This window comes from Cupriavidus sp. 01L415 (assembly GCF_056400065.1).
In genome coordinates, this window is sequence record NZ_JBFTSP010000002.1 from 112,253 (window position 1) to 135,282 (window position 23,030).

Sequence of the window (23,030 nt, forward strand, 5' to 3'; positions counted from 1 at the left end):
TGTTGGCCGGCTTTTTCGTTTCAGCGTGGTTGCGTCAGTCGCGGCTGCCGCCGAAGATACCCAGCAGCGCCAGGAGGTTGGCGAACACGTTGTACACGTCCAGGTAAATCGCGAGCGTGGCGGTCACATAGTTGGTTTCGCCGCCGTTCACGATGCGCTGCACGTCAAAGAGGATGTAAGCCGAGAAGATGCCGATCGCGATGACGGATACCGTGATCATCAAGGCCGGCATTTGCAGCCAGATGTTGGCCACGCTGGCCAGGATCAGCAGGATGACGCCGACGAACAGGAACTTGCTCATGCCCGAGAAATCGCGTTTGCTGACCGTGGCGATCGACGCCATCGTGGCAAACACGGCTGCGGTGCCGCCGAACGCATACATAATGAGCGCCGGGCCGTTCGAGAACGACAGGGTTGCGCTGATCAGGCGGGACAGCATCAGGCCCATGAAGAACGTGAACGCCAGCAGCAGGACTACGCCCATGCCGCTGTTCTTGGTCTTCTCGATGCCAAACATGAAGCCCATGGCGATCGCGAAGAACAAAATCAGGGACAGGCCGGGGCTACCCGCCATCATCGTGAAGCCGGTGGCCACGCCGATCCAGGCGCCGAGCACCGTCGGGATCATCGAGAGAGCCAGCAGCCAGTAGGTATTGCGTAGGACCCGGTTGCGGACGACGACGTCGGTGACGCCCGCAGCACTATTGCCGAAACCGTAAGTATTCAGCTTGTTGTTCATGGTGACTCCTGTCATCAGATATCGGTGAGGCGCCGGGGCGACCCGGGCGGCACAGCGTCAATGTGGCATCGCGTCGGCGGATTTGCAAGAGGGGTATTGTCTTTACAATCACCTGTTGCATTGGTTGTTCTCCGAATTCGCACACATTTGACGGGGAACCGTTGCCGCCGTTCCCTTTCTTTGTTGGCAAAATGTGGCGCAAGCTTTACTTTTGCCCATCCCGGGCCGTGCTCCCGCGGGCCTGCCGGCGCCGACGGGGTGCGTGCTCGAAACCGCCATCGTCTCGTGCTAGAATTGCACGTTTAATCCATTTGTAACCCCTTCATTTTTCGGAGTTTTTCATGGCGATCGAACGCACCCTGTCGATTATCAAGCCGGATGCCGTGGCCAAGAACGTTATCGGCCAGATCTACGCCCGTTTCGAGGCCGCCGGCCTGAAAGTCGTTGCCGCGAAGATGGCTCACCTGTCGCGCGGTGAAGCCGAGCAGTTCTACGCCGTGCACAAGGCACGCCCGTTCTTCAAGGATCTGGTGGACTTCATGGTCTCCGGCCCGGTCATGATCCAGGCCCTGGAAGGTGAAAACGCTATCGCCAAGAATCGTGACCTGATGGGCGCCACCGATCCGAAGAAGGCCGAGAAGGGCACCATCCGTGCCGACTTCGCCGACAGCATCGACGCCAACGCCGTGCACGGCTCGGACGCTCCGGAAACGGCTGCCGTGGAAGTGGCCTTCTTCTTCCCGGGCATGAACGTTTACAGCCGCTGATTGTCCCTGACAACACGACTGTCTACTGAAGTATTGCTGGAATTGCTGTCATGAACGATCTCGTCAACCTGCTCGATCTCGACGCGGACGCGCTCACTGCCTATTGCGGCGAGCTCGGCGAGAAGCCGTTTCGTGCGCGGCAATTGCAGCGCTGGATCCACCAGTTCGGTGCCAGTCGCTTCGACGCCATGTCGGATCTCGCCAAGTCGCTGCGCGAAAAGCTGGCGACGCGTGCCGAGATCCGTTCGCCGGCCATCATCACGGACAACGTGTCGTCCGATGGCACGCGGAAGTGGCTGCTCGATGTAGGCGCCGGCAACGCGGTGGAGACGGTGTACATCCCCGAGGACACGCGCGGTACGCTGTGCGTGTCGTCGCAGGCGGGGTGCGCCGTCAACTGCCGGTTCTGTTCGACCGGCAAGCAGGGGTTCTCCCGCAACCTCTCGACCGGCGAGATCATTGGCCAGCTCTGGATGGCCGAATTCGCCATGCGCGCCCAGCTGGGTCGCGGCCCCAAGGACGAGCGTGTCATCTCCAACGTGGTGATGATGGGCATGGGCGAGCCGCTGCTCAACTATGATGCGGTGGTGCCTGCCATGCGGCTGATGCTCGACGACAACGCATACGGCCTGTCGCGCCGTCGCGTGACGCTGTCCACTTCCGGCGTGGTGCCGATGATGGATCGCCTGTCCAAGGACCTGCCGGTGGCGCTGGCCGTGTCGCTGCACGCGTCCAACGATGCGTTGCGCGACGTGCTGGTCCCGCTCAACCGGAAATATCCGCTGGCCGAACTGATGGCGGCATGCCGCCGCTACCTGGAATTCGCGCCGCGCGATTTCATTACCTTCGAATATTGCATGCTCGACGGCGTCAATGACACCGTCGAACATGCGCGGGAATTGCTGAAGCTTGTGGCCGATGTGCCGTGCAAGTTCAACCTGATCCCGTTCAACCCGTTCCCTGAATCGGGGCTGAAGCGCTCGAACAACGAGCAGATTCGCCGCTTCGCCCAGGTACTGATGGATGCGGGCCTGGTTACCACGATCCGCAAGACCCGCGGCGACGACATCGACGCCGCCTGTGGCCAGCTGGCTGGCGAGGTCATGGATCGAACCCGTCTGGCCGAGCGCGGCAAGTTCGGCAAGATCACGCCACTGGTGCCGGTGGTTGCCGCCGGCCAATCTCGGGAGGCCCGTCCTGCATGACCCGTCTGATTGTCGCGGCCCTGATCGGGCTGATGATGTTGTCCGCCTGCACGTTGCCACCCACGCCCACGCAGGATATCAAGACCGCTTCTGACCAGACCGATGCCAGCCGCCGCGCCGGCATCCGGCTGCAGCTCGCTACCCAGTACCTGGATGCGCGACAGTATTCGGTGGCGCTGGACGAGGTCAAGCAGGCGATCGCCATCGATCCCATGCTGGTGGATGCGTACCACGTGCGCGCGCTGGTCTACATGGGCATGAACGAGCAGGTGCTGGCTGAGGACAGCTTCCGCACTGCGCTGAATATGCGCGGCAACGATGCCGATGTGCTCAACAACTATGGCTGGTTTCTTTGCCTGAACGGCCGCTATGCAGATGCGAAATCGATGCTGCTGCGCGCGGTACAGGCACCGTCGGTCAATGGGCCGGTCAAGCCGCTGACCAACCTGGGCGCCTGTGAGTTGCGCAATGGCGACCTGGCATCGGCTGAAAAAAATTTGCAAACGGCCTACGGATATGATCGCAACGATCCGTCAGTTAACACCAACCTGGCGCTGCTGAACTTCCAGCGCGGGGATATGGCGCAGGCCAGGCAGTTCGTTGGCCGCGTCAACAATAGCCGATTCGTCAGCGCGCAGTCCCTCTGGCTGGGTGCGCGCATTGCTCGTCGCCAGGGCGACGCCGAGACGCAGAGCGCCATGGTGGCGCAATTGCGCAGCCGTTTCCCAGACTCGCGCGAGCTGACCGCATTCGAGAGAGGAGCTTGGGATGAGTGAACAAGAGCGCGCCGAAAGCCAGGCTGCAACGACGGCACACGTCGGCGGCGGCGCGACAGTCTCCGATCGTGAGGCCGTGGCTCGCGAAATCGGGGCGCAGCTGAAAGAAGCGCGCGAAACGCAGCGCATGTCCCTGGAAGACGTCAGCGCCCGCCTGAAGGTGGCCTCGGCCAAGCTGGCAGCGATCGAGTCGGGCAATGTGTCGAGCCTGCTTGACGTGACGTTCGCGAAGGGCGTGATGCGCGCGTATGCACGCTCGCTCCATGTCGATATCGATATGCTGTTGGGCCGCTACCATGCGCAGGCCCAGGCAACGCCCGTGGCTGAGATCACGCGCCGACACGAAGGGGCGCTCAACCAGACCTTCGATGACCGCAAGCGCTTCGGGACCCGCAGCGCGGGTGGATCGGGCGGCCGTCTGGTCTGGCTGTTCCTCGTGGTGGCTGGGCTGGCAGCGGGCGGCTATTTCGGTTTCGACCATGCCAAGGCATGGCTGGAAGCCCGAAACAAGGCCGCAGCGGAGGCGCCGGCCGTGGCCGAGGAGCATGAAGCCGCCCCGCAAAGCAACAATGACGGCACCGTGACCGCGGCGCTGCCTCCGGTGATGGCGGGCAATGATTCTCCTGCCCCGTCCGAAGCCCCGCCAGCGAGCGTGGCCGGCATGCCGCTCGCCACTGGTGGTGCCCTGGGTCCGTCCGAGGGCGCGCCCGCCGCGCCCGAGGCGCCGGTCATCAAGGCAGCGTCGGCTCCTGCGGCGCCGGTCGCCAAGGTCGTGCCGGCTTCCGCGGCACCGGCCGCCATGCCCGCAGCACCTGTCGTGGCCAAGGGTGATGGCCAGGTGCAGATCCGTTTCTCGGCCGATTCCTGGTACGAGGTTCGCGACCGCAGCGGCAAGGTCATTCTCGGGGGTACGGCCAAGGCCGGCGATGCCGTGAGCGGCACCGGCGCGGGCGGACCCTACAAAGTCATACTTGGTAATGTGAAAGGCGTGGAGTCGATGACGCGCAATGGCGCGCCCGTCGATTTCCAGTCGGCCAACCGAAACAATGTGGCGCGCCTGACGCTGCAGTAATGCGGATGTAGGTGGCGCAGTCAGCCATGCAAGAAGGTGGTAATGCTATGAACCAGAAGGCCTTCCAGCCGGTCGTTCCCGGTCCGCTGCCGCGTCGGCAATCGCGCCAGGCGAGCGTCGCGTGGGGCGACAATATCGTCACGATCGGCGGTGGTGCGCCGGTGCGCGTGCAGTCGATGACGAATACCGATACGGTCGATGCGATCGGCACGGCTATCCAGATCAAGGAACTGGCCCGCGCCGGTTCGGAAATTGTCCGGATCACCGTCAATACGCCTGAGGCCGCTGCTGCGGTGCCGGCCATTCGCGAGCAACTGGATCGCATGGGTGTGAACGTGCCGCTGGTCGGCGACTTCCACTACAACGGCCACACGCTGCTGCACGACTATCCCGAGTGTGCCCAGGCGCTCTCGAAGTACCGCATCAACCCCGGCAACGTGGGCAAGGGCGCCAAGCGCGACACGCAGTTCGCGCAAATGATCGAAATGGCGTGCCGCTATAACAAGCCGGTGCGCATCGGCGTGAACTGGGGCAGCCTGGATCAGGCATTGCTGGCGCGTGTCATGGATGAGAACGCCCAGCGCGCCGAGCCGTGGCCGGCGCAAAGCGTGATGGTCGAGGCACTGATCACGTCGGCGATCGAATCCGCGCAGAAGGCCGAGGAGATTGGCCTGCCTGGCAGCCAGATCATTTTGTCATGCAAGGTGTCGCAGGTGCAGGAACTGGTCGCGGTCTATCGCGAGCTAGGCCGCCGCTGCGACTATGCGCTGCATCTGGGCCTGACCGAAGCCGGCATGGGCAGCAAGGGTATTGTGGCGTCGACCGCTGCGCTGTCGGTGCTGCTTCAGGAAGGCATCGGCGACACGATCCGTATCTCGCTGACGCCGGAACCCGGCGCGCCACGCGAGAAGGAAGTCTACGTCGGCCAGGAAATCCTGCAGACGATGGGGCTGCGCAATTTCACGCCGATGGTGATTGCATGCCCCGGCTGTGGCCGTACCACCAGCACCACGTTCCAGGAACTGGCTGCCAGCATCCAGGCTTACCTGCGCGAGCAGATGCCAACCTGGAAGACCACCTATCCGGGCGTGGAAGAGATGGACGTGGCGGTGATGGGCTGCATCGTCAATGGTCCGGGCGAAAGCAAGCATGCCAACATTGGCATCTCGCTGCCGGGCTCCGGCGAATCGCCGGCGGCACCGGTCTTCGTGGACGGCGTGAAGGTAAAGACGCTGCGCGGCGAGCGCATCGCCGAGGAATTCCAGGCGATCGTCGACGAGTACGTCCGCACGCACTATGGCCCCGGCGCCACGCAAGCAAAACAGGAAGCGGTGGCCTGAGATCCTGAACCGGTCAGGGTAGGGCATCACTGCGAGCAACGAATCAGACATGAGCGAAGACAAGACGAAGGCCGCCAAGGCACTGCAGGGCGTGAAGGGCATGAACGACATGCTGCCCGCCGACGCCCCGCTGTGGGAAATGTTCGAGAACGCCGCGCGCAGCATGCTTCGCGCCTACGGCTATCAGCAGATCCGCACGCCGATCGTCGAACATACGCAGCTGTTTATCCGCGGCATCGGCGAGGTGACGGACATTGTCGAGAAGGAGATGTATTCCTTCACCGACGCGCTAAACGGCGAAAACCTGACGCTGCGCCCGGAGGGCACGGCAGCGGCTGTGCGTGCGACGATCGAGCACAACCTGCTGTACGACGGCCCCAAGCGGCTCTGGTACGCAGGACCGATGTTCCGCCACGAGCGTCCGCAGCGTGGGCGATATCGTCAGTTCCACCAGCTCGGCGCCGAGGCGCTGGGCTTTGCTGGCCCGGACGTGGATGCCGAGATCATTCTCATGTGCCAGCGGCTGTGGGACGACCTGGGGCTGACCAACGTCCGGCTGGAGCTCAATTCTCTGGGCCAGGCGCATGAGCGCGCCGCGCACCGCGAGCAGCTGGTCAAGTATCTGGAAGGCTTCCAGGACATCCTGGACGACGACAGCAAGCGCCGTCTGTACACCAATCCGCTGCGGGTGCTGGATACGAAGAATCCGGCGCTGCAGGAGATGGCGGCCAACGCACCGAAGTTGATCGATTTCCTGGGCGAGGAATCGCTGGCTCACTTCGAAGGCGTGCAACGCCTGCTGAAGGCCAACAACATCCCGTTCAAGATCAATCCTCGCCTGGTGCGCGGCCTGGACTACTACAACCTGACCGTGTTCGAGTGGATCACGGACAAGCTCGGCGCACAGGGCACCATCGCCGGCGGTGGCCGCTACGATCCGCTGATCCAGCAGATGGGCGGCAAGCCGGCCCCGGCTTGCGGCTGGGCGATGGGCGTCGAGCGGATCATCGAACTGATTCGCGAAGAAAATCTGGTGCCGGAGGCTTCCGGTTGCGACGTCTACATGGTTCACCAGGGCGAGGCTGCCAGCCAGCAGGCGATGATCGCGGCGGAGCGGTTGCGGGATGCCGGCCTGGACGTCGTGCTGCACGCCACGCCGGACGGCAAGAGCGGCAGCTTCAAGTCGCAGATGAAGCGTGCCGACGCGAGTGGCGCATCCTTTGCCGTTATTATTGGCGACGATGAAGTGGCCGCCGATGTGGTGCAAGTCAAGCAGCTGCGCGGCGGCAGCGCGGGCGAAGGTGGCCCGCAAGCCAGCGTGCCGGCTGGTAGCGTGGTCGACTATGTCATCGACGCGATGGTCAATGCCATCGAATCCGACGACGGCGCCGACGACGAGCAATAAGCAAAGCAACAGCAAGCAGCGTGGCCGCCCCGGGTGCGGCCGCACTTTTCAACCTATGCGGGTAACTGCCTCGACATGGCTTACGATCTAGAAGAACAGGAACAGCTTGAGAGCCTCAAGGCCTGGTGGAACCAGTACGGCAACATCATCACCTGGATCCTGATTGCCGCCTTGCTCGCGTTTGCGGCCTGGAGCGGCTGGAACTACTGGCAACGCGTGCAGGCGCGCGATGCGGCGCTGCTGTACGAGCAGGTCACGAAGGCCGCCGAAAGCCGTGACGCCGATCGCGTCAAGCGGGCGGCCACCGACCTGGAAGACAAGTTCGGTCGCACGGCCTATGGCCCGATGAGCGCGCTGGTCGCGGCCAAGGTGCTGTACGACGCCGGCGACCTGGCTGGCACCAAGTCGCAGCTGCAGTGGGCCATCGACCATGGCGGCGAAGACTACGCCCCGCTGGCGCGCGTGCGTCTGGCTGGTGTCCTGCTCGATGAGAAAGCCTACGATCAGGGTCTGGCGTTGCTCAAGGACGAGCCGCCCGCACAGTACGAAGCCCTGTTTGCAGATCGCCGCGGCGATCTGCTGGCCGCGCAGGAGAAGCGCGACGACGCCCGTACCGCCTATCGCCGCGCGCTGGACAAGCTCGGCACCGGCGAAGCCGGAATGCGCCAGATCATTCAGTTCAAGCTCGACGCGCTGGGCACGGCCTGAGCGGACCTTCATTCCATCTAGGATCGTATCTCTATGACGTCATTGCTTCGTGCAGCTGTCTCCCGCCCGTCGTCCCGCCGTGTCGCCCGCGCGCTCGTCGCCGGCACCTGCCTGGGCGTGCTGGCAGGCTGCTCGCTGTTCAGCAAGGAAAACAAGCATCCGCCGACGGAACTGAAGCCGGTTTCGGCGACGCTGTCGGTCAAGCAGGCCTGGAAGGCCGATGTCGGTAAGAGCGGCGCCTACGTGATGGCGCCCATGGCGGCCGGCAACAACGTGTACGTATCGGCCAGGAACGGCACGGTGCTGGCCCTCGAGGGCAACACCGGGCGTACGGTGTGGAAGGCCAAGACGGACATCGACCTGACTTCGGGCCCGGGTTCCGACGGTTCTGTGACGTCCGTGGCCGGCGAGAAGGGCGCGGTTTACGCGTTCGACAGTAGCGGCAAGCAGATCTGGAAGAAGCAGGTCAACGGTGAGGTGCTGTCGGCGCCGCTGGTTGGCAACGGCCTGGTGGTGGTGCGTACGACCGATACCCGCGTGATCGGGCTGGATGCCCAGACGGGTGAACGCCGCTGGATCTATCAGCGTTCCCAGACCCCGCTGAACCTGCGCGCGGCCATGGGCATGGTGTTTGCCGGCGACGGCATCATCACGGGCTTCCCGGGCGGCAAGATTGGCGTGCTCGCGCCGGCTAACGGCGTGCTGCGCTGGGAAAGCACGGTGTCGTATCCGAAGGGCGTGTCCGAGATCGAACGCCTGAACGATGTGACCGGCGTGCCCGTGATCTATGGCCGCCAGGTGTGCGCCACCACGTTCCAGGGCCGTGTCTCGTGCCTGGAACTGGCCAACGGCCAGCCGCAGTGGGGCAAGGATTTCTCGTCGCCGACCGGTCTCGCGCAGGACGACACCTCGCTGTTCGCGAGTGACGAGACGTCGACGGTCTTCGCGTTCGACCGCCAGAACGGCAACGAGCGCTGGAAGAACGACCAGCTGCGCTACCGTGGCCTTGGCGCGCCGTTGGCGCTGGGCCGCTCGATAGTGATGGGGGATTTCGAAGGCTTTGTGCACTTCCTGTCCCGTGATGATGGGCAGATCGTGGCACGCATGAAGACCGATGGCAGCGCCATCAGCGCGGCACCCGTGGTGGCCGGCGAAACGCTGATCGTCCAGACCCGCGACGGCGACGTCTACGGCTTCGTGCCGAACTGATCGCCAACGCACGCAAGCCCGTCCGTGCCCCTGTCGCACGGACGGCGCCAATCCGGTAGCATGATCCCTGGTCGTGCCAACAACCTTGGAATGGGGCCCGGCGCCCGGTTCCGCCCGACAGGAAGAGCGGCCAGCCGCGCATAAGGCGCGTTGGTTGTCGGATCAACATGACTCCGGAGTTGCTGGGGGACGGCGCAAGCTTCCCCCTGTTTCCATTTATTGCATGAAACCAGTTATCGCACTCGTCGGCCGTCCCAATGTGGGCAAGTCGACGCTATTCAATCGCATGACCCGCTCGCGCGACGCACTTGTCGCGGACCTGCCGGGTCTGACGCGGGACCGCCACTACGGTGAGGGCCGCATCGGCGATCGTCCATTTATCGCTATCGACACCGGTGGTTTCGAGCCCGTGGCCAAGGACGGGATCGTGGCGGAAATGGCCAAGCAGACCCGTCAGGCCGTGGTCGAGGCCGATGTCGTCATCTTCCTCGTCGATGGCCGCCTCGGCCTCGCGCCGCAGGATCGGGTGATTGCCGATTACCTGCGCAAGACCGGCCGCCGCATCATGCTGGCGATCAACAAAGTCGAGGGTATGAAGTACACCTCGGTGGCGGCCGAATTCTACGAGCTGGGCATGGGCGATCCCTATGCCATTTCGTCGACGCATGGCGATGGCGTGAGCGAACTCGTCGACGAGGCGCTGGAGTTGGCCGTGCAGGAACGGCCCGAGTTGGCCGAGCAGGACGATGCGGGCCAGCACGGCGTCAAGATCGCCATCGTGGGCCGTCCGAACGTGGGCAAGTCCACGCTCGTGAACACACTGATCGGCGAAGAGCGCGTCATCGCGTTCGACATGCCGGGGACCACGCGCGATGCGATCTATGTGGAGTTCGAGCGTGGCGGCAAGCCGTACACGCTGATCGACACGGCTGGCCTGCGCAAGCGTGGCAAGGTGTTCGAGGCCATCGAGAAGTTCTCGGTGGTGAAGACGCTGCAATCGATCGCCGATGCCAACGTGGTGGTGCTGCTGCTGGATGCCCAGCAGGACATTTCCGAGCAGGATGCACACATCGCCGGCTTCATCGTCGAATCGGGCCGGGCATTGGTGGTGGGCGTGAACAAGTGGGATGGCCTGGATGGCCACACGCGCGACCGCATCAAGCATGACCTGGAGCGCAAGCTGCAATTCCTGAGCTTTGCCAACGTGCACTTTGTGTCCGCGCGCGAGCGCACGGGCATCGGTGCGTTGATGCGGTCGGTGGACGATGCGTACGCCGCCGCGATGGTCAAGCTGCCCACGCCGCAACTGACGCGCGTGCTGCAGGAAGCCGTGGAATTCCAGCAGCCGAAGCGAGTGGGAGCATCGCGGCCGAAGCTGCGCTATGCCCACCAGGGCGGTTCCAATCCGCCGATCATCGTGGTGCACGGCAATGCGCTCAGCGGTGTGGCAGAGACCTATCGGCGCTACCTGGAAAATCGCTTCCGGACGGCGTTCAAGCTCAAGGGCACACCGCTGCGCATCGAATTTCGTACGAACAAAAATCCCTACGCCGACTCGAAGGAATGAGCCCAAATGGTGCCTTTCCTCGTGGGCAACTTTCGTTTGCGTTCGTTTGGAACTGCGGCTAAATTCACGGTAGCAGGGGGAGCCCTGCGCGTTGATGCCAGCCTGGTACCGTTTTGATCTTTTTTCTGGCGCGGTTTTGCGCCAACTGACTTGAACCGGGGATTTCCGTCCCCATCATCCATCACTAAATCTATAATTTTGGAGTGTGCCATGAGCAACAAAGGGCAATTGCTACAAGACCCGTTCCTGAACGCGCTGCGCAAAGAGCACGTGCCGGTTTCCATCTACCTCGTCAATGGCATCAAGCTGCAAGGCAATATCGAGTCGTTCGACCAGTACGTCGTCCTGCTGCGTAACACCGTGACGCAGATGGTCTACAAGCATGCGATTTCCACCGTCGTGCCCGCGCGCGCGGTCAACTTCCGCGTGGATGACTCCGCCGAGGCCTGAACTTTCCTCTTTCGCTGCCGGCCGCATCATCTTGCGGCCGCAGCCTTGCGTGACCCACCTCCAGTGCCGCCCCGTGCGGGCGATACTATCCGCCGCCACTTCCCGTCCGAATCTGTTTCCGACTCCGAGTCTTGCGGCACCCGGCCGCGGCACGTTGCCGCAGTCCGGACATTTCTTGTCTTAACAACGTTTCATCCTTCGGCGCTTCGCGTCCCCCCGCTTGCAACCCAGAGCTACCTCCAATACCGATCCCTCGCGCGCCATCCTGGTCGGCGTCGATTTCGGCAAGCATGACTTCCAGGAAAGCCTGTCCGAACTGGCGTTGCTGACCAGCACGGCTGGCTCCGTGCCCGTGCATACGCTGACGGGCAAGCGTTCGCGTCCCGATCCGGCGTTGTTTATCGGCTCGGGCAAGGCGGATGAACTCAAGGAAGCGGCTGATGCGCTGGACGCGGATGTGGTCGTGTTCAATCACGCATTGAGCCCGGCCCAGCAACGGAACCTGGAGCGTTTTCTGCAGCGCCACGTGATCGATCGCACCGGCCTGATCCTCGATATCTTTGGCCAGCGCGCGCAGAGCCATGTCGGCAAGGTGCAAGTGGAGCTTGCGCAGGTGCAATACCAGGCCTCGCGCCTGGTCCGCGCATGGAGCCACCTGGAGCGGCAGAAGGGTGGTATCGGCATGCGCGGCGGCCCTGGCGAGCGCCAGCTCGAGCTGGACCGACGGATGCTTGATGACCGAGCCAAGCGGCTCAAAGCCGACCTGTCGCGCCTGCAACGCCAGCACCATACGCAACGCCGTGCGCGCGCGCGCAATGACACGCTAAGCATCTCGCTGGTCGGCTATACCAACGCGGGCAAGTCGACGCTGTTCAACGCGCTGACCAAGGCGCGCGCCTATGCGGCTGACCAGCTGTTCGCCACGCTCGACACCACGTCCCGCAGGCTGTTTCTGGACGGACTGGGCAACGTGGTGCTGTCGGACACCGTGGGTTTCATTCGCGACCTGCCGACGCAACTCGTGGCGGCTTTCCGCGCGACGCTGGACGAAACCGTGCACGCCGACCTGCTGCTGCATGTGGTGGACGCATCGAGTCCCGTCCGGCACGAGCAGATCGAGCAGGTCAATCGCGTACTGGCGGAAATCGATGCGATCGATATCCCGCAGATCGTCGTGATGAACAAGATCGATGCAGCGTCCGAGCTGATGGAGCAGGGCCCGCGCGTGGAGCGTAATGAAGACGGTGTGCCGACCCGCGTCTTCGTCAGCGCCCGCGAGGGGTTGGGGCTCGACGCGCTGCGTCAGTCGATCGTTGATGTGGCGCAATGGCTGGCCTCGCAGCCAGAAGCACCAGAGCCTTACGACCCCCGGCTGGCCGAGGTGCCGATGCTGGCCGGCGACGATGACGGCTGGGACTCCGGTGACGATCCGGCGGACCAGGCGGACGGCGCCGATGATGGCGCCGACAAGGCCTCAGACGAGGATCGACGGGCCTGACACCGCCCAAACTGATCGTCGTTAGGCGAGATTCGCCGCCCGATTGGGGATTTTGAGCAAATGTGATCAAGATGGCTGCTAGAATCCCCCTGTTCCAAACTTCCCGGACCCGTGCACTTCATGCCCCTGTTCCACCGGAATCCTGACTCGCGCTTTATGACAGGCACTCGCGCCCCGCGTTTTGCGGGCTGGCCGCGCCTGCGTGCCATCTTCTCTCTGAACGACCCTCGCTGGGGCCGTAACGGTCAGGACGATGAAGACAAGGACAAAGACAAAGACAACAATCGCCAGCAGAACCAGCGTCCACAGGACGGTCCGCCCGACCTGGATGAGCTCTGGCGTGATTTCAATCGCCGCCTGAACGGCCTGCTGGGCCGCAAGGACAACGGCGGCGGCCCCGGCCTCGGCAGTGGCCCGCGCGTGCCCGGCAAGAGCTCGAACGTAAGCGTGGGCGTGATCATCGCGGCCGTGATCGGCATCTGGCTCGCCAGCGGCTTCTTCATGGTGCAGGAAGGGCAAACCGCCGTCATCCTGCAGTTCGGCAAGTTCAAGTACACCACGGGCCCCGGCATCAACTGGCGCATGCCCTGGCCGATCCAGTCGGCCGAGGTGGTGAACCTGTCGGCGGTGCGCTCGGTGGAAGTGGGTCGCGCCACGTCGATCAAGGATAGCAACCTGAAGGACTCGTCGATGCTGACGCAGGACGAGAACATCATCGACGTCCGCTTCACGGTGCAATACGACATCCAGGACGCCGGTGAATTCCTGTTCTTCAATCGCACCGACCGCGGTGGCGACGAGGAACTGGTCACGCAGGCCGCTGAGACCTCCGTGCGCGAGATCGTCGGCCGCAACAAGATGGATGCGGTGCTGTACGAGAACCGCGAGCAGATCGCCCAGTCGCTGGCCAAGTCGATCCAGTCGATCCTGACCGCCTACAAGACCGGCATTCGCGTGATTTCCGTGAACGTGCAGAGCGTGCAGCCGCCCGAGCAGGTGCAGGCGGCGTTCGATGACGTGAACAAGGCCAGCCAGGATCGCGAGCGCGCGATCAGCGAAGGCCAGGCCTATGCCAACGACATCCTGCCGCGCGCCAAGGGTACGGCGGCGCGCCTGAAGGAGGAATCCGAAGCCTATCGCTCCCGCGTGGTGGCGCAGGCCGAGGGTGACGCGGCCCGCTTCCGCTCGGTGCAGACGGAGTACGCCAAGGCGCCGCAGGTCACGCGCGACCGCATCTATATCGAAACCATGCAGCAGATTTACGCCAATTCGAACAAGATCCTTGTGGATGCCAAGTCGGGGAACAACCTGCTGTACCTGCCGCTGGACAAGCTGATGACGCAGGTGCAGGGGGGCAGTCCGACGCCCGCGGCGGTTGCGCCGGGTACCAATGCGCCGGCCGTGCCGGATTCGTCGACGGACATCCGGTCGCGCGAGTCGATGCGTAACCGCGACCGCGACTCGCGCTGAGGAGACCCGTCATGAACCGACTGATTTCCTTTGTCATTGGCCTTTTCATCGTGCTGGCCATCGCGTCGTCGATGCTGTTCGTCGTCGACCAGCGTCAGTACGCCGTCGTGTTCGCCTTCGGCGAGATCAAGCAGGTGGTGCGCGAGCCCGGCCTGCATTTCAAACTGCCGCCGCCGTTGCAGAACGTGGTGTTCATGGATCGCCGCCTTCAGACGATCGACGTGGCCGCCAGCGAGCGCTTTCTGACCGCCGAGAAGAAGTCGATGGTGGTGGACTGGTTCGTCAAGTGGCGCATCACCGATCCGCGCAAGTTCTTCGTGGCCTTCAGTGGCAACGTGCGCGGCGCGCAGGATCGCATGACGCAGCGGATCGATGCCGTGGCGCGTGAAGAATTCGGCAAGCGCACGGTCGCCGATGTGGTGGCGGGTGAGCGCGAGAAGGTCATGCAGAGCATCCGTACCGGCATGGCCGAGTATGCGCAGTCCGTGGGCGTGGAAATCCTGGATGTGCGCCTGAAGCGCGTGGACCTGCTGCCGGCGATCAGCGAATCCGTGTATCGCCGCATGGAAGCGGAGCGCAAGCGCGTGGCTAACGAGTTGCGTTCGACGGGCGCCGCCGAAGGTGAGAAAATTCGCGCCGATGCCGACCGTCAGCGCGAAGTGGTGCTGGCCGAGGCCTACCGCGATGCGCAGGTGGTCAAGGGCGAAGGCGACGCCAAGGCATCGCAGATCTACGCCGACGCGTTCGGCAAGGATCCCAGCTTCGCCCAGTTCTGGCGCAGCATGGAAGCCTACCGCAACACCTTCCGCGACAAGCGTGACGTAATGGTGCTGGAGCCGAACTCGGACTTCTTCCGCTATATGCGCTCGTCCGGTGGTGCGAATGCCCCGGCTGCCGCCGGAGGCAAAAAATAGAGCGAAGCGCGCAGTTCGCGTGAGTTTCGACAAAACCCCGGTCCGTCCGGGGTTTTGTCCGGCTGGAGGCGGCGTGTCCAAGTGCGGCGCGCGCCTCGCCGGACGCCAGGCTGGCCATGCCGGCCTGCAACCGTTTTTGAAAGAAGAGATTTGCCATGTCCAACCACTGGCTCCTGCCCGAAAACATTGCCGACGTCCTGCCGTCGGAAGCGCGCAAGATCGAAGAACTGCGCCGCCGCATGCTCGACCTGTTCCGCACGTATGGCTACGAGCTGGTCATGCCCCCGATGCTGGAGTACCTGGAGTCGCTCCTGACGGGGACTGGTCATGACCTGGACCTGCGCACGCTGAAGCTGGTGGACCAACTGTCTGGCCGTACGCTCGGCCTGCGCGCGGACATCACGCCGCAGGTCGCCCGCATCGACGCCCACTTGCTGAACCGTCCCGGCGTGACGCGCCTGTGCTACGCCGGTAACGTACTGCACGCGCGTCCGGCGGGTTTCCACGCCACGCGCGAGCCGATTCAGATCGGCGCCGAGATCTACGGCCATGCCGGCCTGGAAGCGGATGTGGAAATCCAGGAGCTGATGCTGGCTGCGCTGCAGGTCGCCGGCCTGACCGACGTTCGGCTGGACCTGTGCCATGCCGGGATTCTCGAGGCGCTGCTCGATGGCCTGCCGTCGATCCGCAAGATCGAGGACGCCATGTTCGCCGCGCTCGAAACCAAGGATGTGCCGGCGTTGCGCGAGCTGACCGTTGGCCTGCCACAGACCGAGCGCGATGCACTGCTGGCGCTGCCCACGCTGTACGGTGGCATCGACGTGATCGAGCGCGCTCGCGCCACGCTGCCGGGCAGCCCGGCCATCGGCCGCGCGCTGGATGAACTGGCGGCACTGGCCGCGCAGGTCCGTGGTGCCAGCGTGAATATCGATCTGTCGGATTTGCGCGGTTACCACTATCACAGCGGGGTGATGTTCACGGCTTACGTGTCTGGGCTGCCCAACTATGTGGCTCGTGGCGGCCGTTACGACAAGGTGGGCGAGGCCTTCGGTCGTGCGCGTCCTGCAACCGGGTTCTCGCTGGATCTGCGTGAGGTGGCCGCGTTGTCGCCCGTGGAGGTTCGCGCGCAGGCCATCTTCGCCCCGTGGGGCGCCGATCCGGACCTGCGTGCGGCCATCGCGTCGTTGCGCGCGGCAGGCGAGATCGTGATTCAGTCGCTGCCGGGCCATACTCATGAGCTCGACGAATTTAACTGCGACCGGCAACTGCTGCGCCAGGGTAACAGCTGGGTGGTGGTGCCGCGCTAAACCCCGGACCGGCAGTTCGCGCCGGTCCGGTTTCCCGCTCTCCATGTGGCCTTTTAGCGCCTTTCTGCCGATCCGGGTCCCGGATTCGGCGGCAAAGGTGTGTCATACGGGTGCCCGAAAACCGGGAACCGTTCGGCAACGAGAGTAGAATACGTTTTTAACCTTCTGACCAATTCAACATGTCCGCATCCGCAGTAGGCCAGGGACGCAATGTCGTCGTGATCGGAACCCAGTGGGGTGACGAAGGCAAAGGAAAAATCGTCGATTGGCTTACCGATCATGCAAAAGGCGTGGTGCGGTTCCAGGGTGGCCACAACGCCGGCCACACCCTCATCATCGGCGGCAAGAAAACCATTCTGCGACTGATTCCGTCGGGAATCATGCGCGAAGGCACCGTCTGCTACATCGGCAATGGCGTCGTGCTCTCGCCCGAGGCGCTGTTCCGCGAGATCGAGGAACTGGAAGCCGCCGGCCTGCAGGTGCAGAACCGCCTGCGCATTTCCGAAGCCACCACGCTGATCCTGCCGTACCACGTTGCCATCGACAAGGCACGTGAAGCCCGCCGTGGCGCCGCCAAGATTGGCACCACCGGTCGCGGTATTGGTCCGGCATACGAAGACAAGGTGGCGCGCCGCGCGCTGCGCGTGCAGGACCTGTTCGATCCGAAGCATTTCGCCGAACGCCTGCGCGAGAATGTCGAGTTCCATAATTTCATGCTGACCCAGTACCTCGGCGCCGAAGCCGTGGACTATCAGCAGATCCTGGACGAAACGCTGGCCTATGCGTCGCGCCTGAAGCCGATGGTGGCGGACGTGTCGGCCGAGCTGTACGCGGTCAACGCTGCTGGCGGCAATCTGATGTTCGAAGGTGCGCAGGGCACGCTGCTGGATGTCGACCATGGCACCTATCCGTTCGTTACGTCGAGCAACTGCGTGGCCGGTGCGGCCGCTGCGGGCGCCGGCGTAGGCCCGGGCCGTCTGAACTACATCCTCGGCATCACCAAGGCTTACTGCACGCGCGTGGGCGCCGGTCCGTTCCCGAGCGAGCTGTATGACAACGACAATCCGGCCCGTCAGGACGCCGTAGGTGTGCGCCTGGCCAACGTCGGCAAGGAATTCGGTTCGGTGACGGGTCGTCCGCGCCGCACCGGCTGGCTCGATGCCGCCGCGCTGAAGCGCTCGGTGCAGATCAACGGCGTGTCCGGCCTGTGCATGACGAAGCTGGATGTGTTGGATGGCCTGGAAACGATCAAGCTGTGCGTGGGCTACCAGCTCGATGGCAAGACCGTGGACATCCTGCCGCGTGGCTCCGATGCCGTAGCCAACTGCGTGCCGGTCTACGAGGAATTCCCGGGCTGGAACGAATCGACGTTCGGTGTGAAGAACTGGGACGCACTGCCGGAAGCGGCACGTGTCTACCTGAAGCGGATCGAGGAAGTGGTCGGCATTCCGATCGACATGATCTCGACCGGTCCGGATCGCGATGAGACGATCCTGCTGCGCCACCCGTACCAGGTAGCCTGCGCAGCTGCTTGATATCGCGGATTACGCTGCGAGTTTGCCCGCTGAGTATGATCGTGGCGTCATGAGCGCCACGACCTCACAAAGCCATTCGGCCCGCGAGATGCGGGCCGATGCTTTATCTGTCGGTCACCGACCAGAGAGAAGAAGACACCATGAACCTGCCTACCAATGACGACGAGAACCTGTGGGTCTCGTGGGATGACTACCATCGCCTGATCGCACGCCTCGCGCTGAACGTGCATGAGTCCGGCTGGAAGTTCGACAAGATCCTGTGCCTGGCCCGGGGCGGCTTGCGCGTTGGCGACCAGATGTCGCGCATTTTCGACGTACCGCTGGCGATCCTGGCGACGAGTTCCTATCGCGAAGCCGCCGGCACGCAGCAGGGCGACCTCGATATCGCGCAGTACATCACGATGACGCGCGGCGAGCTGTCGGGCAAGATCCTGCTGGTGGATGACCTGGTGGATTCGGGCGTCACGCTCGAACGCGTGGGCCGCCATCTGAAGGAGCGCTATCCGGCGGTGACGGACGTTCGCTCCGCCGTGCTGTGGTACAAGGCCTGCTCCAAGGTGGAGCCGGACTACCACGTGACGTTCCTGCCGTCGAACCCCTGGATCCACCAGCCGTTCGAGGAATATGACACGCTGCGTCCGCATAACCTGACCGCCTGGCTCAAGCGCGGCAAGCGCGCCAGCCTGCTGGAAGACGATTCGGCCGCTTGAGCTGCCGAAAGGGTCTGCCGGGCCGAGACGGCATCGCTGTCGCCTCGGCACATCGAGATCAGTAACCGACGGTGTAACGCTGGCGCACGTGCGCCGGTTTCTCAATTTCATCAAGCATGGCGATGGCATAGTCTTCCATCGAAATCCAGCTTTTGCCTGCGGCGTCCGAAAGCAGGTTTTCCTCGCCCACGCGGAATGTGCCGGTGCGCTCGCCAGGTATGAACAGCGCGGAGGGCGACAGGAAGGTCCATTCCAGCTCCGATTCGCCGCGCAGCGCATTCAGGAAATCGCGGCCAGCAGCTGCCTCGTCCTTGTACTGCGCCGGGAATCCCGGCGTATCCACCAGTTGCACGCCAGGCCCCACGTACAGACTGCCGGCCCCACCCACCACCAGCAGGCGCTTCACCCCGGCCGTCTTGACGGCGCCGGCGATCTGGGGAGCCGTGGTCTGCAGGAACCGCACGGTGCTGATTACGGCGTCATGACCGGCCAGTGCTTCGGTCAGCGACTTGGTGTCCGCCGCATCCACGTCGCGAGGGATCAGACCATCCCTTGCCGGCAATTGGCTCGCGTGGCGGGCGAGAGCGGTTACGGTGTGGCCGCGGCGCAAGGCTTCGTCGGTCAGGCGGGAGCCCACGTTACCCGTGGCGCCGATGATGGCGATCTTCATGGTCGTTCCTTTGTTTTGATTCACATGGATCGATATGAAACCGTAGTGGTTACATATCAGGATAAAAAAATCAGCGCTTGCGGCGCTGGGCTGCGTGTTCGACGTCGGCGAGCATGCCGGCAATTGTGATTTCCGCGAGCGTGGCATCCATCGCTGCCTGCGCGCGATCCGCGACGTGCCGCAGCGCGCCGGTAATCTCGCGGCCTACCATGCAGGCCGGATTGGGCGCGCTCTGGTGTAGCGCGATCAGCGCGGTGGTCTCCACGCTGCGAAACACCTCCAGCAGCGTAATATCCGTTGCGGGGCGAGCGAGCATGGCGCCGCCGGTGCTGCCCATCGTCGTGGTCACGAAGCCCGCCTCGATCAGTGCCCCGACCAGGCGACGGATCAACGCAGGATTGGTGCCCACGCTACCAGCGATCATCGACGACGGCACGGGGCCGTCCGCTTGCGCGAGCAGGGTGAGGATATGGACGGCGACGGCAAACCGGCTGCTGGTAGTCATGCGGGAAATCTCAATGTGAAACCATAGTAGTTACAGATGGTTAAACTGTCAACGGCGGAAGTGAGTGAAGGTGGTTGTGCATTTCTCGCGATAGGCCGGTAAAACCTGGCGAGATAATGCCGGAATCGCCACTGAAGCTGATACACTCAACCACGGCGTAATGCCAGTAGTCGGTTGCAGTTGTGCTTCGGTAAGAAAAATCGGGAAGAACAGCCAGATAACAGAAAGGTTCGCGCAGTCATAGTGACTGCTGGCGATCCAGGAGAGGGGTGTACGATTTGGCAGTTGTGACAGGTCAGCGCGGAGGATTCAAGATAATGCCTTCGGAAAACAAAAAACCCGCAACAAACGTTGCGGGTTTCTCGCTGAATCCTGGTGCCCAGGAGAGGACTCGAACCTCCACAGTGTTGCCACCGCTAGGACCTGAACCTAGTGCGTCTACCAATTCCGCCACCTGGGCAGGTGTCGAAACAACCGAAGCGCCCATTATAGCGACCGTAAAACGTTTGTCAAATAGTTCCGAGAAAAATTGAATCAGAACAACTATCCGATCCCTAGCCGGGAAGAAATCCTCGGCGTGCTGAGAACTTCGGGGTCGCCCCTGTCGGCCGGTGACATCGCCAAGACCCTGGCCGTCACGCGCAAGGAGCACGACGGCTTCCAGAAACGTCTCGCCGCCATGGAGCGCGACGGCCAGATCGAACTGAACCGCAAGGGCCGCTATGAGCTGGCCCATCAGCCGAACTTCGTGCTTGGCCGCGTGCAGGGCCATCGCGACGGCTTCGGCTTCCTGATCCGCGACGATGGCGAGGACGATGTCTTCCTGCCCGAGCGAGAGCTGCAGAAGGCCATGCACAACGACCGCGCCCAGGTGCGCGTGGTTGGCTATGACCGCCGTGGCCGTCCCGAGGGCCAGATCGTCGAGATCGTCGAGCGCGCCAACCGTTATGTGATTGGCCGTCTGCTGTCGGAGAACGGCGTGCTGGTGGTGGCGCCCGAGGACAAGCGCATCGGCCAGGACATCCTCATTCCACCCAAGGCGCAGGGCAAGGCTCGCGTGGGGCAGGTGGTGAGCGTGGAGCTCATCGAGTGGCCCGACCGCTATGTGCAGCCCGTGGGCCGCGTGGTGGAGATCCTGGGCGATATCGACGATCCCGGCATGGAAATCGAGATCGCTGTGCGCAAGTACGGCGTGCCCCATGCGTTTTCGCCCGCAGCGGCCAAGGAAGCGCAGGCGCTGCCCGATGAGGTCCGCCAGGCCGACCTGGATCACCGCATCGATCTGCGCGACGTGCCCCTGGTCACGATCGACGGGGAGGACGCGCGCGACTTCGATGATGCCGTGTATTGCGAGCCGGTCAAGATCGGCCGCGCCAAGGGCTGGCGCCTGATCGTGGCGATCGCCGACGTTTCGCACTACGTGCGCCCCGGCACGCCGCTGGATGCGGATGCGCTTGACCGGGCGACTTCGGTCTATTTCCCGCGCCGCGTGATTCCGATGCTGCCGGAAAAGCTGTCCAACGGCCTGTGCTCGCTGAATCCTCAAGTGGATCGACTGTGCATGGTGTGCGACGCCGTGATCACGGCGAAGGGCGAGCTCAAGGGTTACCAGTTCTACCCGGCGGTGATGCATTCGTCGGCGCGCCTGACCTACAACGAGGTCTGGTCGGTACTGTCGAACACCAAGGGTCCGGAGGCACACAAGCGCGCTGATCTGGTGCCGCACCTGCAGAACCTGTACGAACTGTTCCAGGTCCTGCTCAAGGCGCGACGCGAACGCGGAGCGATCGATTTCGATACCACCGAGACCTACATCGTCTGCAACGCGCAGGGCAAGATCGAACAGATCCTGCCGCGCACTCGCAACGATGCACACCGGCTGATCGAGGAGTGCATGCTGACGGCCAACGTCTGCGCGGCCGATTTCCTCGAACGATTCAAGCATCCCACGCTCTATCGCATCCACGCGGGCCCGAACGAGGAAAAGCTCAAGAACCTGCGTGAATTCCTGAGGACGGCCGGTCTTTCGCTGGGCGGCGGCGACAAGCCGCAGGCTTCGGACTACGCCGAGGTGATGGACAAGATCAAGTCCCGCCCCGATGCGCCGATGCTGCAGACGATGCTGCTGCGCTCGATGCAGCAAGCGGTCTACAGCCCCGATAACATCGGCCACTTCGGCCTGGCCTTCGAGGCCTACGCGCACTTCACGAGTCCGATCCGCCGCTACCCGGACCTGCTGGTCCACCGCGCGATCAAGGCCGTGCTGGCCCATACCAAGTACCAGCCGGCATTCGCCCATGGCACCGAGCTCAATACGGCGATTTCGCCCAAGGCGCGCCGCATGAACGCCGCGGACGCCGAGAAGCGTGCCGAGAACACCGCCGCCCGCGCCAAGCGCAACGAGGCAATCTGGGACGAACTCGGCCTGCATTGCTCGGCCAACGAGCGTCGTGCCGACGAGGCGTCGCGGGACGTGGAAGCGTGGCTCAAGTGCTATTTCATGCGTGACAAGCTCGGCAGTGACTTCGCCGGCACGATCAGCGCGGTCACGTCCTTCGGCATCTTCGTGCAGCTGGACGAACTGTATGTGGAAGGCCTTGTGCACGTCACCGAACTGGGTAGCGATTACTTCCAGTACGACGAGGCGCGCAATGAGCTGCGCGGCGAGCGCACCGGCATCCGCTATCGTCTGACCGACCGCGTGCGCGTGCAGGTGTCGCGCGTGGACCTTGATGCGCGCAAGATCGACTTCCGCCTGGTGCAGGAACCGTCGGCCAAGACGTTGCGTGCCCGCGTGACGGGGCCCGAGACGCAGCCGCGCGTGCCCGCCGCCCACGCAGTGCCGGCCCGCAAGAAGGGACGGCAGCTCGCGGCACTGCTCGGTGGTACGTCCAAGCCCGAGGAATCGTTCGACGAGACGCTCGATCGCGTGATCGAGGAGCAACCGGTGTTCGAGGCTGTCATCACGCCGCTCAAGCCGCATGTCGGTCATGCGCCGCATGGCGGCAAGCCAGCGTCGAAGACACCCGCGGGCAAGTCGGGCAGGCGAGCCGCCAAGCCCAAGCCGGCGCACCTCGAAAAGCCGCGCAAGACTGCGTCCAAGCACGCGGCCAAGCCGGCCACCAAGAGCAGCCGGGCTACGCGCAAGCGCTGAGTTGCCAGCGGTGCCGATGGTGCCAATGG

Annotated in this window: 20 protein-coding genes and 1 tRNA gene; 17 read left to right on the plus strand and 4 right to left on the minus strand. The window is 63.6% G+C overall.

Annotated features, from left to right (window positions below; all coding sequences use genetic code 11):
• Positions 1-34 precede the first annotated feature (34 nt).
• Entirely contained in the window at positions 35-739 is a 705-nt protein-coding gene (locus tag AC1DOX_RS05820) for a Bax inhibitor-1/YccA family protein (RefSeq protein WP_441621623.1), read from the minus strand.
• Between the two features lie 341 nt (positions 740-1,080).
• On the opposite strand from AC1DOX_RS05820, the gene ndk reads away from it, so the two are divergent.
• The 16 genes from ndk to AC1DOX_RS05900 all read left to right on the plus strand — a co-directional run bounded on the left by ndk (position 1,081) and on the right by AC1DOX_RS05900 (position 18,672).
• Complete coding sequence (gene ndk / locus AC1DOX_RS05825) at positions 1,081-1,506, plus strand: nucleoside-diphosphate kinase (RefSeq protein ID WP_092134274.1); 426 nt, start codon at positions 1,081-1,083, stop codon at positions 1,504-1,506.
• A 50-nt stretch (positions 1,507-1,556) separates the two neighbouring features.
• A complete protein-coding gene (rlmN, locus tag AC1DOX_RS05830; protein ID WP_092134272.1) occupies positions 1,557-2,711 on the plus strand; it encodes a dual-specificity RNA methyltransferase RlmN in 1,155 nt (384 codons plus the stop codon).
• Entirely contained in the window at positions 2,708-3,487 is a 780-nt protein-coding gene (gene pilW, locus AC1DOX_RS05835) for a type IV pilus biogenesis/stability protein PilW (RefSeq protein WP_441621626.1), read from the plus strand. The genes rlmN and pilW overlap by 4 nt, the downstream gene beginning before the upstream one ends.
• Positions 3,480-4,559 carry a helix-turn-helix domain-containing protein gene (locus tag AC1DOX_RS05840; RefSeq protein WP_441621628.1) on the plus strand — a complete coding sequence of 360 codons (1,080 nt, stop codon included), beginning with the start codon at positions 3,480-3,482 and terminating at the stop codon, positions 4,557-4,559. The genes pilW and AC1DOX_RS05840 overlap by 8 nt, the downstream gene beginning before the upstream one ends.
• Positions 4,560-4,606: 47 nt before the next feature.
• On the plus strand, positions 4,607-5,899 hold the full coding sequence (ispG, locus tag AC1DOX_RS05845) for a flavodoxin-dependent (E)-4-hydroxy-3-methylbut-2-enyl-diphosphate synthase (RefSeq protein ID WP_092134266.1): 1,293 nt from the start codon (positions 4,607-4,609) through the stop codon (positions 5,897-5,899).
• A 49-nt stretch (positions 5,900-5,948) separates the two neighbouring features.
• Positions 5,949-7,304, plus strand: a complete 1,356-nt coding sequence (hisS, locus tag AC1DOX_RS05850) for a histidine--tRNA ligase (RefSeq protein ID WP_441621632.1) — start codon at positions 5,949-5,951, stop codon at positions 7,302-7,304.
• Positions 7,305-7,379: 75 nt separating this feature from the next.
• Complete coding sequence (locus AC1DOX_RS05855; RefSeq protein WP_441621634.1) at positions 7,380-8,012, plus strand: tetratricopeptide repeat protein; 633 nt, start codon at positions 7,380-7,382, stop codon at positions 8,010-8,012.
• 33 nt (positions 8,013-8,045) lie between these two features.
• Positions 8,046-9,221, plus strand: coding sequence for an outer membrane protein assembly factor BamB (gene bamB, locus AC1DOX_RS05860; protein ID WP_441621636.1), 1,176 nt, complete (start codon positions 8,046-8,048; stop codon positions 9,219-9,221).
• 223 nt (positions 9,222-9,444) lie between these two features.
• Positions 9,445-10,788: a ribosome biogenesis GTPase Der gene (gene der / locus AC1DOX_RS05865; protein ID WP_092134260.1), complete on the plus strand. Its 1,344-nt coding sequence runs from the start codon at positions 9,445-9,447 to the stop codon at positions 10,786-10,788.
• A gap of 210 nt (positions 10,789-10,998) precedes the next feature.
• Complete coding sequence (hfq, locus tag AC1DOX_RS05870) at positions 10,999-11,238, plus strand: RNA chaperone Hfq (RefSeq protein WP_012353158.1); 240 nt, start codon at positions 10,999-11,001, stop codon at positions 11,236-11,238.
• Positions 11,239-11,458: 220 nt separating this feature from the next.
• Positions 11,459-12,736: a GTPase HflX gene (gene hflX, locus AC1DOX_RS05875; protein WP_441621639.1), complete on the plus strand. Its 1,278-nt coding sequence runs from the start codon at positions 11,459-11,461 to the stop codon at positions 12,734-12,736.
• Positions 12,737-12,856: 120 nt separating this feature from the next.
• Positions 12,857-14,206, plus strand: coding sequence for an FtsH protease activity modulator HflK (gene hflK, locus AC1DOX_RS05880; protein WP_441621641.1), 1,350 nt, complete (start codon positions 12,857-12,859; stop codon positions 14,204-14,206).
• Positions 14,207-14,217: 11 nt separating this feature from the next.
• Entirely contained in the window at positions 14,218-15,120 is a 903-nt protein-coding gene (gene hflC / locus AC1DOX_RS05885; protein WP_092134256.1) for a protease modulator HflC, read from the plus strand.
• A gap of 155 nt (positions 15,121-15,275) precedes the next feature.
• Complete coding sequence (locus AC1DOX_RS05890; protein WP_441621644.1) at positions 15,276-16,427, plus strand: ATP phosphoribosyltransferase regulatory subunit; 1,152 nt, start codon at positions 15,276-15,278, stop codon at positions 16,425-16,427.
• A gap of 179 nt (positions 16,428-16,606) precedes the next feature.
• Positions 16,607-17,962: an adenylosuccinate synthase gene (locus tag AC1DOX_RS05895; protein ID WP_441621646.1), complete on the plus strand. Its 1,356-nt coding sequence runs from the start codon at positions 16,607-16,609 to the stop codon at positions 17,960-17,962.
• A gap of 140 nt (positions 17,963-18,102) precedes the next feature.
• Entirely contained in the window at positions 18,103-18,672 is a 570-nt protein-coding gene (locus tag AC1DOX_RS05900) for a phosphoribosyltransferase (RefSeq protein ID WP_092135382.1), read from the plus strand.
• A gap of 58 nt (positions 18,673-18,730) precedes the next feature.
• On the opposite strand, the gene AC1DOX_RS05905 is transcribed toward AC1DOX_RS05900, so the two are convergent.
• From AC1DOX_RS05905 to AC1DOX_RS05915, 3 genes are all read right to left on the minus strand, one after another.
• Positions 18,731-19,342, minus strand: a complete 612-nt coding sequence (locus tag AC1DOX_RS05905; protein ID WP_441621648.1) for an NAD(P)-dependent oxidoreductase — start codon at positions 19,340-19,342, stop codon at positions 18,731-18,733.
• Between the two features lie 70 nt (positions 19,343-19,412).
• A complete protein-coding gene (locus tag AC1DOX_RS05910; protein ID WP_441621650.1) occupies positions 19,413-19,847 on the minus strand; it encodes an Rrf2 family transcriptional regulator in 435 nt (144 codons plus the stop codon).
• A 373-nt stretch (positions 19,848-20,220) separates the two neighbouring features.
• Positions 20,221-20,307 (minus strand) — tRNA-Leu (locus AC1DOX_RS05915).
• A 69-nt stretch (positions 20,308-20,376) separates the two neighbouring features.
• Here AC1DOX_RS05915 and rnr point away from each other — a divergent pair.
• Positions 20,377-23,001 (plus strand): ribonuclease R, encoded by a 2,625-nt coding sequence (gene rnr, locus AC1DOX_RS05920; protein ID WP_441621652.1) that lies wholly within the window; start codon positions 20,377-20,379, stop codon positions 22,999-23,001.
• Positions 23,002-23,030: the final 29 nt, after the last annotated feature.

Bases quoted from the DNA above. Each gene is read 5' to 3' on its own strand.
- AC1DOX_RS05900 (WP_092135382.1), top strand. From the start codon at position 18,103: ATGAACCTGCCTACCAATGACGACGAGAACCTGTGGGTCTCGTGGGAT.
- hflC (WP_092134256.1), top strand. From the start codon at position 14,218: ATGAACCGACTGATTTCCTTTGTCATTGGCCTTTTCATCGTGCTGGCC.
- ispG (WP_092134266.1), top strand. From the start codon at position 4,607: ATGAACCAGAAGGCCTTCCAGCCGGTCGTTCCCGGTCCGCTGCCGCGT.
- pilW (WP_441621626.1), top strand. From the start codon at position 2,708: ATGACCCGTCTGATTGTCGCGGCCCTGATCGGGCTGATGATGTTGTCC.
- hisS (WP_441621632.1), top strand. From the start codon at position 5,949: ATGAGCGAAGACAAGACGAAGGCCGCCAAGGCACTGCAGGGCGTGAAG.
- bamB (WP_441621636.1), top strand. From the start codon at position 8,046: ATGACGTCATTGCTTCGTGCAGCTGTCTCCCGCCCGTCGTCCCGCCGT.
- ndk (WP_092134274.1), top strand. From the start codon at position 1,081: ATGGCGATCGAACGCACCCTGTCGATTATCAAGCCGGATGCCGTGGCC.
- AC1DOX_RS05895 (WP_441621646.1), top strand. From the start codon at position 16,607: ATGTCCGCATCCGCAGTAGGCCAGGGACGCAATGTCGTCGTGATCGGA.
- AC1DOX_RS05820 (WP_441621623.1), bottom strand. From the start codon at position 739: ATGAACAACAAGCTGAATACTTACGGTTTCGGCAATAGTGCTGCGGGC.
- hfq (WP_012353158.1), top strand. From the start codon at position 10,999: ATGAGCAACAAAGGGCAATTGCTACAAGACCCGTTCCTGAACGCGCTG.
- AC1DOX_RS05840 (WP_441621628.1), top strand. From the start codon at position 3,480: ATGAGTGAACAAGAGCGCGCCGAAAGCCAGGCTGCAACGACGGCACAC.
- der (WP_092134260.1), top strand. From the start codon at position 9,445: ATGAAACCAGTTATCGCACTCGTCGGCCGTCCCAATGTGGGCAAGTCG.
- AC1DOX_RS05905 (WP_441621648.1), bottom strand. From the start codon at position 19,342: ATGAAGATCGCCATCATCGGCGCCACGGGTAACGTGGGCTCCCGCCTG.
- hflK (WP_441621641.1), top strand. From the start codon at position 12,857: ATGCCCCTGTTCCACCGGAATCCTGACTCGCGCTTTATGACAGGCACT.
- AC1DOX_RS05890 (WP_441621644.1), top strand. From the start codon at position 15,276: ATGTCCAACCACTGGCTCCTGCCCGAAAACATTGCCGACGTCCTGCCG.
- AC1DOX_RS05855 (WP_441621634.1), top strand. From the start codon at position 7,380: ATGGCTTACGATCTAGAAGAACAGGAACAGCTTGAGAGCCTCAAGGCC.
- rlmN (WP_092134272.1), top strand. From the start codon at position 1,557: ATGAACGATCTCGTCAACCTGCTCGATCTCGACGCGGACGCGCTCACT.
- AC1DOX_RS05910 (WP_441621650.1), bottom strand. From the start codon at position 19,847: ATGACTACCAGCAGCCGGTTTGCCGTCGCCGTCCATATCCTCACCCTG.